This is a genomic window from Brevundimonas sp. 374 (genome assembly GCF_900102995.1).
GTDB lineage: Bacteria > Pseudomonadota > Alphaproteobacteria > Caulobacterales > Caulobacteraceae > Brevundimonas > Brevundimonas vesicularis_C.
Window position 1 is genome coordinate 36,639 of record NZ_FNKT01000002.1, and the last position, 12,923, is coordinate 49,561.

General features: G+C 64.6%; 9 protein-coding genes and 1 tRNA gene. 4 read left to right on the forward strand and 6 right to left on the reverse strand.

Translation table 11 applies throughout. The features are described 5' to 3' along the window. Nucleotides 1-21 precede the first annotated feature (21 nt). The 6 genes from BLR19_RS07595 to BLR19_RS07620 form a co-directional block, all read right to left on the reverse strand. Nucleotides 22-3,171 carry a TonB-dependent receptor gene (locus BLR19_RS07595; RefSeq protein WP_255366515.1) on the reverse strand — a complete coding sequence of 1,050 codons (3,150 nt, stop codon included), beginning with the start codon at nucleotides 3,169-3,171 and terminating at the stop codon, nucleotides 22-24. Continuing rightward, a complete protein-coding gene (locus BLR19_RS07600) occupies nucleotides 3,158-4,102 on the reverse strand; it encodes a FecR family protein (RefSeq protein WP_091749305.1) in 945 nt (314 codons plus the stop codon). The genes BLR19_RS07595 and BLR19_RS07600 overlap by 14 nt, the downstream gene beginning before the upstream one ends. After that, entirely contained in the window at nucleotides 4,099-4,686 is a 588-nt protein-coding gene (locus BLR19_RS07605) for an RNA polymerase sigma factor (RefSeq protein ID WP_091749307.1), read from the reverse strand. The genes BLR19_RS07600 and BLR19_RS07605 overlap by 4 nt, the downstream gene beginning before the upstream one ends. Before the next feature lie 465 nt (nucleotides 4,687-5,151). Beyond that, nucleotides 5,152-5,361 (reverse strand): helix-turn-helix domain-containing protein, encoded by a 210-nt coding sequence (locus BLR19_RS07610; protein WP_091749310.1) that lies wholly within the window; start codon nucleotides 5,359-5,361, stop codon nucleotides 5,152-5,154. 346 nt (nucleotides 5,362-5,707) lie between these two features. Continuing rightward, entirely contained in the window at nucleotides 5,708-6,502 is a 795-nt protein-coding gene (locus BLR19_RS07615) for a DUF6538 domain-containing protein (protein WP_143007348.1), read from the reverse strand. 69 nt (nucleotides 6,503-6,571) lie between these two features. Then, nucleotides 6,572-6,661, reverse strand: a tRNA-Ser gene (locus BLR19_RS07620). A gap of 139 nt (nucleotides 6,662-6,800) precedes the next feature. Here BLR19_RS07620 and msrA point away from each other — a divergent pair. The 4 genes from msrA (at nucleotide 6,801) to mdoH (ending at nucleotide 12,898) form a co-directional block, all read left to right on the forward strand. After that, a complete protein-coding gene (msrA, locus tag BLR19_RS07625; RefSeq protein ID WP_091749316.1) occupies nucleotides 6,801-7,451 on the forward strand; it encodes a peptide-methionine (S)-S-oxide reductase MsrA in 651 nt (216 codons plus the stop codon). Nucleotides 7,452-7,523: 72 nt separating this feature from the next. Then, complete coding sequence (locus BLR19_RS07630) at nucleotides 7,524-8,846, forward strand: VOC family protein (protein ID WP_091749319.1); 1,323 nt, start codon at nucleotides 7,524-7,526, stop codon at nucleotides 8,844-8,846. A gap of 86 nt (nucleotides 8,847-8,932) precedes the next feature. Continuing rightward, on the forward strand, nucleotides 8,933-10,780 hold the full coding sequence (locus BLR19_RS07635) for an acyltransferase family protein (protein WP_255366517.1): 1,848 nt from the start codon (nucleotides 8,933-8,935) through the stop codon (nucleotides 10,778-10,780). Nucleotides 10,781-10,933: 153 nt separating this feature from the next. Continuing rightward, the gene (gene mdoH, locus BLR19_RS07640) at nucleotides 10,934-12,898 is read left to right on the forward strand and encodes a glucans biosynthesis glucosyltransferase MdoH (protein ID WP_091749325.1); all 1,965 of its coding nucleotides are present in this window, start codon (nucleotides 10,934-10,936) and stop codon (nucleotides 12,896-12,898) included. The last annotated feature ends 25 nt before the right edge of the window (nucleotides 12,899-12,923 follow it).

Here is a 12,923-nt window from a genome sequence, read left to right on the forward strand (position 1 = left end):
CCCGGAGGAGTTGGGAGTGTCTTAGAAGGTGTAGCGGACGCCGAAGTTGTACTGCCTTCCGGTGTGCGAATAGACGTAGATACTGTCGCGGCGACTGTCTGTGTACTGCTCATTGAAGGCGTCGGTCAGGTTCAAGCCTTCGAACGTCAGCTTGATGCGGTCCGTCAAAGCATAGGAGGCCGAGGCGTCCACCGTCACGATGTCACGCACGCCATCGATGTCATTGGTGCTGGTGCCGCTAGGGACCGCGGTCAGATAGCGATCGCGATAGGCGGCCGAGACGCGGGCGCTGAACCGATCGTCTTCGTAATAGAGGGTGGCGTTGTAGGCGGTCTTCGAAAGGCCGAGCAGATCATTTTCAACGAAGCCCGTCGGCGATCGCGAGGAAATATAGCTGATCTTGGAGTCCACCAGCGTGACGTTGAAGATGGCGCCGAGATTGTCGAACGGTCCCGGCAGGAAGGTGAAGGGCTGCTGATAGCTAACCTCGACCCCCTTCAGCGGGCCGCCTTCGGTGTTCACGGGCTGGCTGAACAGGAAGACGTCGCTGGGCGAAACACCCAGGCCGTTCAGCAACTCCAGCGGCAAGCCGGATTGATTGAAAGGCTGGGAGGTTCGAGAGGTTTGAATGTAGCTTTCGATGTCCTTGTAGAACAGGCCGACTGACAGCAGGGCGTCAGGCGCGAAATACCATTCCGCCGACAAATCGTAGGTCGTGGCGCGGATGGGATCCAAATACGGATTGCCCGAGCTGACGCTGAACACGCCGACCGTGCTGAGGCTGCCGCCCGGCGTCACACTGCCCAGGTTTGGACGGGTCATGACCTTGGCGGCGCCGAACCGCACCAGGAAGTCCGGCCTGACTTCGGCCGTCAGATTCAGCGCCGGCAAAACGTCGTCATAGTCGCGATCGACTGTCGTCTGCTGCGCGGCGCCCGCGACCAGTTGATAGCCGGTCGAGCTCTGTTTCGTCTTGACGTAGCGCACACCGATGTCGCCGCGTACCGGAACGCCTCCAAGTTCGGTGTCAAAGTCGAGCTGCAGATAGGCGGCCGAGTCCTTCTCGGTCACATTGCGGATGTTGCCACGGGCATTGGCGTTGGAGGCGCCGCTGAGTTCGAACAGTCCCGTGCCGCTGTAAATGTTAAACAGGTCGGCAAAGGCGTTGAGGTTCGGCGCGATCCAGTTGGTGACGGTGCCGTTCGGTGCGCCAAGATTGCGACCAAACCCGCTGACCAACTCGGTCAGGCTGGCCAGGGTCACGCCAGCAGGCAGTTGCGGCACCACGCCCTCGTTGACCCGCGCCAGAGCCCAGGAGTCGAACTCATATTCTTTGTAGTTCACCCCGGCCTTAAGCGTCAGCGACGGCGTCAGATCGTAGCCGCCGTCAAGTTGCGCAGTCTTGATCGTGTTGGTGACGCCCTGCGGGCGCAGGCGGATTTCCGAGCGCGCCGCCCCGAAGTTGTAGGCCAGCGGGTCGGTCACGTCATAGCCGAACCGGATCAATGGCGCGTTGCGGTTTTCGCGATAGTCGTATGAGTAGTTGTCCGAATTTTCACGGTTCAGAATGACCGTCGTCTGGATCGGATTGTCAAAATCAGACGTGGAATAGCCCACCAGGCCCTTGATCCTGAATCGGTCGCTGAACGCGTGCTCGAGGCTCAGTGTCCCTTGCGTATATTTGGTGTCGAGTTCGTCGTAGCGAGTTTCCGTCTCCACATCGACGTCATCGAACAAGCCGTAGACCATGTCGCCGTTGGCATCGATGACGCCGTCGCGCACGATGATTTCTGGTCGGCCGCCCTGCGACGCGTTGCGGGCGAAGGACAGGGCTTCCAGCCAGTTTTCCTGACGCGTGGCTTTGAAGTCAGAGTAGAGCAGATCGAGATTGATCAACGTCTGTTCCTGCGGGCGGAACTGCACGGATCCCGTCAGGCCTAAGCGCTCCTGATCGTGTGTCAGGCGTCCGTAGCGCGGAAAACGAGGCGTATAGACATCGGCTCGCCTCGCATCGGCAAAGGGTGATGCGGGGTTATAGCCGCCAGCCTCGGTCCCGTTGAGCCAGCCGCCGGAACCATGTCCTTCCTCCAAAAGCCGACGCTTGGTATAGGCCACCGAGACGAGGGCTCCGAGACGCCCATCCATCCAGGTATTGCTGGCGAGGGCCGCAAATCGCGGGTCCCATTCCCGGGACAGATCATTGTAGCCGTATTGGCCCGACACAACGAGGTTGGCGCCGGCGTAGTCGAACGGACGACCGGTCTGCAGATCGACGGTAGCGCCCAACGACCCCTCTTCCGTTTCGGCCGAGGCGGTCTTGCGGACCGTGATGCTGTTGAAAAGCTCGGACGCGAAGACGTTGAAGTCGAAGGCTCGGTTGCGGTTGGCGCCGCCTGAGCTGTCCGTGCCCGACGCGGTGCTCTGTCCCTCGACGCCGTTGATGCGCACGCGCGTGAATTGCGGCCCCAGCCCTCGCACCGTGATCTGACGGCCTTCGCCAGCGTCGCGTGCGATGGAGACGCCAGGCACCCGTTGAATGGACTCCGCAAGGTTGGCGTCCGGAAAATCGGCCATATCCTCGGCCTTGATCACATCGACGACGCCATTGGCTCGTCGCTTGGCCGTCAGCGCGCTGCCCAGTGACGCACGGAAACCGGTTACCACGATAGTTTCAACTTCGTCCGCCTGGTCTTCGACCTCGCTTCCCTGAGCGACGGTCTGGGGCGCGACGCTCGCGCCGGCGAGCACTGCCGTCCGGCCGTTGTTGGACGCCACCACCAGGTTGCTGCCCTGCAGGAGCCGGCCCAGCCCCTGATCAACCGAATAGACGCCTTGCACAGCGGCGGTCCGTTGTCCTGCGACCGCGTCGGTCGACGCCAGGATTTGAAGATCCGCTTGGCGTGCGAAGGCGGGCACGCCGGTCGAGGCAGGCTGCGCCGGGATATTGAACTGTCTGGCCTGAGCCTGAACGGCGCCGGCGCCGGCCAGCGCCATCATGCTGACGGCGATCATCAGCGACGCCTTCGCGCCTTGGTTTCGCGACATGGCCATGCGTCGGCCCTCCCTTTTTCTGTTTCCTGGTTCCCGGACCCTTCTTCGAGGGTTCCTAGAGTCTCGATGTTCGACGATCGACTTTCCGTCGCCGGACGAAAAAGATTTATCCGGCGCCACCCAGCATGATGACATCTGCGCCCACCTTCACGCTCGCGTCATGGGCGACGCCCACAGCCTGGGCGAAGCTTTCCGGTTCGTTGGTGCGGAACCATCCGACCACGGTACGGCCTTCCAGATCCGGATCGACGATCACAATCTTGCGGTTGTTGTAGCGGTTGAACTCAGCTGCCGCCGCGCCGATCGTGTCGCCATCCAGAACAATCTGCCCTTCTCGCCAAGACAGCGCTCGGTCCATTTCCAGCGGACGCTTCACCGGGCTGGACGCGCCGGCCTGGTCGCTGACGAACACCTGTTCACCGGCGGCGACGCGGCGGCGCATTTTTCCAGCGCCCTTGTCGCTCCAGACCTCCACGACGCCTTCCGTCACGCGAACTTCGGCCCCGCCGGACTTGCGGCGAACTGAGAAGGCAGTGCCGACCGCTTGGACGCGGACATCGCCCGCCGCCACGACGAAAGGCCGCGCTCGATCTTTTGCGACCTGAAACCACGCCTCTCCCTGATCAAGGATCACGGCGCGTTCGGCCTTCTGAAAGCGGATGTCCAATGTCGTGTCGGTGTTTATCGCCGCCATCGACCCGTCGGCCAAGGGCACGCGGCGAATCTCGCCCACCAAGGTCCGGTAGCGCTGACGCGACAAGATCGGCGTCAGAACGACCCCGGCCGCGACAGCGGCCGCCAATCCCATCCCCCCGAGAAGCACGCGGCGGTCGGGCCTCGCCGGCGCCCGGTGCGTTTGGGTCAGAGGCATGGGCTCGACCATCAAGGCCATGACCGCCCGCGCCCGCCACAAAGCGCCCTCACGACGGCTGTCACCAGCCAGCCAGTCGTCCAAGGCCGCCTGGTCGGACGCGCTCATCACGTTTGCGTCCAGTCGAGCGGCCCATTTGGCCGCCGCCGCGTCGATCTCTGTGGAGGCTTCACGGCTCATGCGCGCCGCCCCTCGGTCGATGATGGGGCGAGATTGGCGTCAGCCTTGGCCAAGCCTGCGAGGACGGCTTTCAACCCGCGCGCCGCTTCGTTTTCGACCACGTTCTCCGACACGCTCAGCTGGCGCGCGATCTCCTTTTGCGACAACCCCATCACGCGGCGCATCTCGAAGATGCGTCGGCTGCGTTCGGGCAATGTGGCGACGATCTTCATTACGCGTTCGAGTTCCTTGCGTCCCCCGGCGATACGCTCTGGCGACGGTTCGTCCCACTCGATGCGCAGGGCGTCGATTTCCGTCACGGCGTCGATCCGGACAATCCGGGCGCGGCGCATCTGCTCAAGCACGACGGACCGCGCGGTCTGGAAGAAATAGGCGCGAGGGCTCTCGATCTGCTCCACCGCCTTCAGGTTGGCCAATCGGCAATACGATTCCTGAATGACATCATCGACATCGTTGGAGGTCACAAGCGATCGCCGAAGCCAAGCGCGAACATCCTGCTCGTGGGGCAAGATTTCATGCCCCAACCAGCGAACGCGCTCTCGTTCCGATTTTCCACCGCCTTGAGCCAATTTCAGTTCCCCCATGGGTCACGATGCGCGGCGGCGGCGTTTCCGTCAAAACGCGGCATTCGGCAGATGGTGCACGCTGAAGAGATAAATATGCGCAGTGCCTGACGTGGTGAGGATGGCGCTGACAGCATTGGCGACTGCGGCGAAACCAAAGCCACGCACGGCATGCCGGTGCGGCGTGCGGCGCTGGCCGCCCAGTTGTACTCCTGTCCCAGAAATCCGCCCGACCCTCACCCTCACGATCATGGTATGTGCACGCGGGTGCCTATATGCTCCGTGCGGTGTGGCTGACCGAGAGAAGACTCAGCCGAACTCAGGCTGAGCGATTGTGCAGTGTACATTCTTAGAGCGGACATTCTTAGAGCGGACATTGCGAACTTCCGCCATGAGTCAGGAAGAGACTCTAATCTTAGTTCGGCGACATTATCCGCACTGGCACACGACTGTCGTCGCGTGAGCGAAATATGGCTATAGCCCCACTCATGGAAAAAGGTCGGCTGCTGAACATTGCAGGCCGGCGGCCAACGCAAACACCGCCTTGATCCCAACGTTTCGCTCCCCGCGTTCGATGTAGTTCCGATGCAGCCCCCCTCGGTCGGCCAACTCCTCTTGGCTGAGTCCCAGCGCAGTGCGACGGCGGCGCACCACTTGGCCAAAACACAAAAAATGGGACACGGCGCTCGCTTCCATCAGTCTTTACATTTTGGCCCCGTTCTTCGTTATCCACGAACCGCATAACCCAAGCTGAATGCTCGTTGTCTTCTTCGTCTAGGTAGCTTTCTTCATATACATCGTCGGTCCAAAATTGACCTAACTCTGTTTGGCGAGCGCCTGTGTAAAGCGCCAATAGGGGGAGCCAATAGGCGGCTTCGCCACCGCCTCCGACCGGGCGGGCTTCATCTGTGTGAACTGGGCCGCTGAATAGGGCCTTGAGTTCTTCCTTGTTGAATTCGCGCCGCTTATCTTTGGCCCTTCTCTTGTCGGCAACCTTGATCCCCTTAGCGGGGTTCGTAGGGATCAGGTCATTGTCCACAGCTTAATTATACAGCGTCCCCAAGAAGGGGATGATGACGTTGATATTTCCCGGCGTTTTACCCTCGGACAACAGCGCGTCTTTGAACGCGATGACGTGCTGCTTGGTCACGTTTTGGACTGCGATCTTGCCCACGACGGCCTCGAACCGCTTAACCGTCCGCGTCAGGTCCCGCACCGTTCTTGGCTTCGGCGTCCCCTCGGCGTTCCATTTGTCCAGCACATCAACGAGCGGGACGCGGGGGCCGCCGGATACTGTGGGCTTGACGGCAGGAGCCGCAGCAAGGGCCGCCGCACCTTCGCCTGTAAGGATCGCCAGCGTCGCCACCCGCATCCCCTCAGCCTCAGGCAATGAAAGCCCAAGGTCATCGCCGCCGCCGAGGATAGCCTGATAGGTTTCCAGCCCTTCGCGGGCTTCGAGGTTGAAGGCCTCCAACCGCCCGGCCGCGAGGTATTCCGCCCGCTTCTTCCGCAGGCCGACGAGCGCCCGCGCCGCATAGGCATCTATGTCTATGGGCTTGGCGGTCTCCTTGGTTTCGACAGCTGGGGCCTTCTTGGCTGCAGCCATAGCGGCCCGCGCCTCAGCAAACTCCCGGTCCTGAGCAGCCCACAAAGCGGCGTGTAATCGCTTCGCCTCAGCAGGGTCCGCCGTCCCCAACGCCCTGACGATTTCACGCTTGCCGCCGTAGGCGGGGCGAAGTTCCAAGGGGATGATGCGGCGGGTCGAATACCGCCCGCCCTCGCGTCTGATAAGCCCCGTCAACACGTCTGCTTTCTCCGTATCGAGTGTAGCAGACATTCGGCCCATGACCATTTTAAGTGACTGATTTCGCAACAAACTCTTCAAGATCAAGAGCTTGTAACAGCGTGGCGGACAGAGAGGGATTCGAACCCTCGGTAGGCTTTCACCTACACACGCTTTCCAAGCGTGCGCGATCGACCACTCCGCCACCTGTCCGTTTCACGCTGCGTCTTGCGCGCCGCCGGAGGTCGATCCGGCGGGAGGCGGGCCTGATAGAACACCCTCGCCCCCTCGGCAAGCGCCTCTCGCATCCCCATATGGACTTCAACGCCATTTTCCGATGAGGGAGCCGCAAATGCTGTTCAAGAAGACCGCCGAAATGCCCACGCCCGAGACCGCCCTGCCCGGCCGCGCCGAACCGCTGGACACCGATGTGAACCACTATGTCAGCGGCCATCCGCTGAAAGGGCCCTATCCCGACGGTTTCCAGACCGCCATCTTCGGCATGGGTTGTTTCTGGGGTGTCGAGCGCATCTTCTGGCAGTTGCCGGGCGTGTGGGTGACCTCGGCCGGCTATTCCGGCGGCATCACGCCCAACCCGACCTATGAGGAAACCTGTACCGGTCGCACAGGTCATACCGAGGTGGTCAAGGTCGTGTTCGACCCGAGCGTCATCACCTACGCCGAACTGCTGAAGACCTTCTGGGAGAACCACGACCCGACCCAAGGCATGCGCCAGGGCAACGACATCGGCACCACCTATCGCTCGGCCATCTACACGCTGAACGCCGAGCAGCAGGCGGAGGCGGAAGCCTCGCGCGACGCCTATCAGGCCGCCCTGATCCAGGCCGGGCGCGGGACGATCACCACCGAGATCGAGCCGGCGGGCGACTATTTCTACGCCGAGGGTTATCACCAGGGCTATCTGGCCAAGAACCCGGCCGGATACTGCGGCATCGGCGGGACCGGGGTGGTCTGCCCCATCGGGGTCGGCATCGACGCCTGACCCCTGCGACGGCCGCCGGGTTTCAACCGGCGGCCAGTCGGCCTATGGATCGGCGAAAAAATGGGAGCGCTTATGTCCGCCTTCGTCCATCCTGACGAGATCCGCAGCCGGTTTTCGGCCGCCCTTTCCGCCATGTATCGGGCCGAGGTGCCGCAATACGGCGACCTGCTGACGCTGGTGGCGGACATCAATGCGCAGACGTTGAAAGCCGATGCCGGCGGTGCAGACCGGCTGGCGGCGTCCGGCGAACTGGCGCGTCTGTCAGAGGAACGCCACGGCGCCATCCGCGTCGGCACGGCCGATGAACTGGCCACGATCGCGCGCGCCTTTGCGGTGATGGGGATGGAGCCGGTCAGCTATTACAACCTGGCCCCCGCCGGAGTGCCGGTCCATTCGACCGCCTTCCGCCCTGTCGATCCGGCGGCCCTGGCGAGCAATCCGTTCCGGGTCTTCACCTCGCTGCTGCGGCTGGAGTTGATCGAGGACGAAGCCTTGCGTGCGGAGGCGGCCGAGACCCTGGCCCGCCGCGACATCTTCACCCCCGGTGCGCGTGAGCTGATCGAGACGGCGCAGGCCGCTGGCGGTCTGGACGAGGCTCAGGCCGATCGTTTCGTGTCCGAACTGCTGGAGACCTTCCGCTGGCACGCCCAGGCGACCGTCAGCGCCGAGACCTACGAACGGCTGGTCGCCGCCCACCGACTGATCGCCGATGTGGTCAGCTTCAAAGGGCCGCACATCAACCACCTGACGCCACGCACGCTGGATATCGACGCGGCCCAGGCGGCGATGCCCGAACGCGGCATTTCGCCTAAGGAAACCATCGAGGGTCCGCCCGCCCGCGCCTGTCCGATCCTGCTGCGCCAGACCAGCTTCAAGGCGTTGCAAGAGGCGATCACCTTCCCCGGCGCCGACGGCCCCACGGCGGGCGCCCACACCGCCCGCTTCGGCGAGATCGAACAGCGCGGCTGCGCCCTGACCCCCGCCGGTCGCGCCCTGTATGACGAGGCCCTGGCGAAGAAGGATTTCTCCGCCCTGCCCGACGACTGGGACGCCCTGCGCCGCGCAGACCTCGCCTGGTTCCGTTATCGCGCGACGCCTGAGGGGCTGACCGGCCGGGCGGGAACCGCCGATCTGGACGCCCTGATCGCGGCGGGCCACGTGGTCGCCGAGCCCATCACCTACGAAGACTTCCTGCCGGTCAGCGCCGCAGGCATCTTCCAGTCCAACCTGGGCTCGGAGGCCCGCGAAACCGCCTATGCCGTCGATCCCGCCAAGGCCGATTTCGAACAGGCGCTGGGTCGCCCCGTCCAAGACGAGATGGCCCTGTACCGCGCCGAACAGGACGCCTCGATCGCAGCGACGCTGAAGGCCTTGGGCCTGACGGAGACGGTCTAGTCCGTTCAATCGAATGCGGGGCTGGCGGCGCCCCGCGTCCATCCGGCGTCTTGCCTGATGCGCAGACGCGGATCATAGACGCGGCCGTGAACCCGTCCGCTTCCCCGACCCAGCGCCGTTACGATCTCGACTGGATCCGGGTCGGCGCCTTCGGCCTGCTGATCCTGTATCATGTGGGCCTGGTCTACGGGGTCTATGACTGGCACATCCACAGCGCCCACACCTTCGAGTGGATGCGCGAGGCGATCCTGGTCACCAATCCCTGGCGGCTGACCCTGCTGTTTCTGGTGTCCGGCGCCGCCCTGCGGTTCATGACGTTCCGGCGCACCCCGCGCGAGGTCGCTCGCGCCCGGTTCGAGCGGCTGGTCCCGCCCCTGATCTTCGGCGCTCTGGTTCTGGTGCCGATCCAGTCCTGGATCGAGTCGATGGACAAGGGCGGCTGGCCCGGCGGCGTCGCCGGCTTCGTCGCCTGGCTGGGCCATGAGTTCGGCTGGAGCGGTCTCGCCGACGGCGTGCCGGTCAACCATCTGTGGTTCATCGTCTATATCGCCGTCTACAGCCTGGTCGCCGTGGTTCTGTGGCGCCAGCCCGGCCTGATCGACCGGCTGGGCAATGGGCTGGAAAAGGCGCTGACCGGCCCGCGTCTGCTGATCCTGCCGATCCTCTATCTGTTCGCCATCCGGTGGCTGCTCTTTCCCTGGTTCGGCCTGACCAACACCCTGCACAACGACTGGTACAACCACGCCCTGTCGCTGGTCGCCTTCCTGTTCGGCTTCAGCATCGTGGGGCGCGAGAGCCTGTGGCGCACGATGGAGCGGTATCGCTGGATCGCCCTGGCCCTGGCGGCCGTCGCCCTGCCGATCATGATGGTCCAGGTCTGGCATCCCGGCGCGCGGGCCTTCTGGGGCGTACCCAAGGCCGCCGTGTACGGCGTCGACCAATGGGCGGTGATCGTCGCCATCCTGGGCTTCGGCTATCGCCATCTGCGCGACCGGGGCGGCCCTGCACTCAACTATCTGACCCAGGCCACCTTCCCCCTTTATCTGGCGCACCAGACGGTGCTGGTCGCGGCCGTCTGGATCATCCGCCCGGCGAACCTTCCCGCGCCGGTCGAACTGCTGTCCCTGATCGCCGTCACCTTCGTCGGCAGCCTGGCGATCTATGAGGTCGTGCGTCGCATCCCGGCCATTCGCCCGTTGTGGGGGCTGAAGCCGCTGAACGGCCGGCCCTGGCCGTTGGACCTTCAGGCCCTGCTGAAGCCGCAGCTTCGCTATCACCGCCGTCGTCGTCTGCTGGGCGTGGGCGTCGCAGCCCCGCTTCTGGCCCTGACGGTGGTCGCCGTGGCCATCCTGGCCTACCCCGGCTTCAACAATGCCACCCAGTATCTGAGCGAACTGGGCGGGGCGACGGCCAAGGCGCCGATCATCTTCAACGGCGGGGTCTTCGTCGCCGGCGTCATGGCCGGGCTGGCGGGGATCGGCTTCGGCCTGGCCATCTACGCCCTGACCGGCGCGCGGGTCGCGGCCTGGGTCATCGCCATCGTCTTCATCCTGGCTGGCGGCGGCATGTCGGCTTCGACCCTGTGGCCCTGGCCCGATCCGCGCCACATGATCATCAATCTGGCCCTGGGCATCCAGCTGGCGCCGATGCTGCTGCTGTGGGGCTTGGCCAAACGCCGCGACTTGCCGCGCCTGAAGCTCTTCCTCGTCGTCACCTTCGTCGTCATGGCGATCCTGACGGTCCTGACCAAGCACCTCGTCTTCCCCGGCACGGTCAATGACGCCAACGTCGGCTGGTGGGAGCGGCTCTACGCCATCGTCCTGGTCTGCTGGGTGGGGGTTGCAGCCTGGGTCCTGGACCGTAAACTGCTTTCGGTCGCCACGGAGTCGCCGCACGGCCGCCCGGCTCCCGCCTCGTTCGAGGTTCCGACCTGACTTCACCCTCACATTTTTTGGTTTCATCAACATTGCGTGATTGAAAATCGCGCGAATGTGATCGATTATGCAGGTCGTGTTGCAGTGCAGCACTCCGCGTCGTCCCCAGCCCTCGGGACGACATCCGGTTCACTCGGGGGCGTCCAGAGCGGCATGAACAAGCTGGCGATCCGGCCTGTCGAACAGGCTGAAATCGAGACGACGATCCACGGCGCGCAAACGCCTAGCTGGTCGTGGCTGCCCGACGAGGCGCCACTGGCCATGCCGGTCCAGTCCCTGTCAGCGCCCGACGCCGTCGCCGACGTAACGCCCGCGACCTCGCCGCGCACGGTCGCGACGCGCCGCCTGGCCCTGTTGGCCGGCACCATCGTCCTGACCGGCCTTTCCGCCATCACCCCCTTCTACCTCTATGCCCGCAAGGGTTGGGACGGCACCGAGATCCTGGCCTTCAGCCTGTTCATGGTCCTGATCACCGCCATCTCCTGCTGGTTCGTCAGCGGCCTGATGGGCCTGTTCGTCATGCTGCGCGGCAAGGATCAGGCGGACCTCGCCTTCTCGCCGCATCCGCCGATGCCGCGCACCCGCACGGCCCTGCTGATGCCGCTGTACAACGAGGACGCCCGTTCGTCCTTCGCGCGCCTGTCCCAGATCGATTCCTGCCTGGCGCGTCTGGGCGCCTCATCGGCCTTCGACATCTTCGTGCTCAGCGACTCGACCAAGGAAGACGCCGCCGCCGCAGAGCGTTCGGTCTTCCAGGCGTTCCGCACGGCCGCCAACTCCAAGGCCTTCTACCGTCGCCGCACCGACAACGCCGAACGCAAGGCCGGCAACCTGGCCGAATGGGTCCGTCGTTTCGGCGGCGCCTATGAGAACATGATCGTCCTGGACGCCGACAGCACCATGGCCGGCGAGACCCTGCTGCGCATGGTCGACGCCATGGAACGCAATCCCGGCGTCGGCCTTATCCAGACCGCCCCGGTCATCATCAAGGCCCGCACCATCTTCGCGCGCGTGTCGCAGTATTCGGTGCGCCTGTACGGCCGCGTCGCCGCCGCCGGCCTGGCCTACTGGACCGGTTCGGAATCCAGCTACTGGGGCCACAACGCCATCATCCGCACGCGCGCCTTCGCCGCCTGCTGCGGCCTGCCGCACCTGAAGGGGCGCAAGCCCTTCGGCGGTCACATCATGAGCCATGACGTCGTCGAGGCCGCCCTGATGCGCCGCGCCGGCTGGGCCGTCCACGTCACCGCCTCGCTGGACGGATCGTGGGAAGAGACCCCGCCGTCGATCACCGACTTCATCCGCCGCGACCACCGCTGGTTCCAGGGCAATCTGCAGCACCTGGGCCTGATCACGGCCAAGGGCCTGTCGCCGATGAGCCGCCTGCAGCTGCTGATGGGCTGCATGGCCTATCTCTCGTCGCCCCTGTGGCTGGCCTCGCTGATGGTCGGCCTGTTCATCCAGATGTTCTATCCGGTCGACTGGACCAGCTTCTTCTACATCCTGAACCCCCAGTTCACGCCCTTCATGCTGGCCTCCTTCCTGTCCGGCATGCTGCTGATCGGGCCCAAGTTCATGGGCGCCGCCCTGGTCCTCAGCCGTCCGGCCGAGCTGCGCGCCTTCGGCGGCCGTCGCGCCATCGCCAAGGGCATGGCGGCCGAGATCGCCCTGTCGGCCATCCTGGCCCCCATCCTGATGGTCGCCAACACCAAGGCCTTCATCCAGATCGTCTCGGGCCACGACACCGGGTGGTCGACGCAACAGCGCGAGGCCGACGGCCTGGCCTGGTCGGACGCCTTCCGCGCCATGCGCTGGCAGATGATCGCCGGCGTCGGCTTCCTGATCCCGCTGGCCGTCCGTCCCGACCTGGCCACATGGTTCGCTCCGATCGTCCTGCCGCTGCTGCTGGCCGCGCCGATCACCGTCTGGACCTCGCGCGTCCGCTCGGGCGACAAGCTGGCGGCCAAGGGCTATCTGGTCACCCCGGTTCAGGACGGCGTCAGCGTCTCCCCGGCCGTCCTGCACACGCCGCGCTCGCCGCTGCGTGCGGTCGCCGGCGGCGTCTTGGCCCCCGTCGCTGCGCCTGCGATGGTCCCGGCCCGCGCGCCCGAGCGGTAATCCACCGATGCGTGGCGGCCACAGT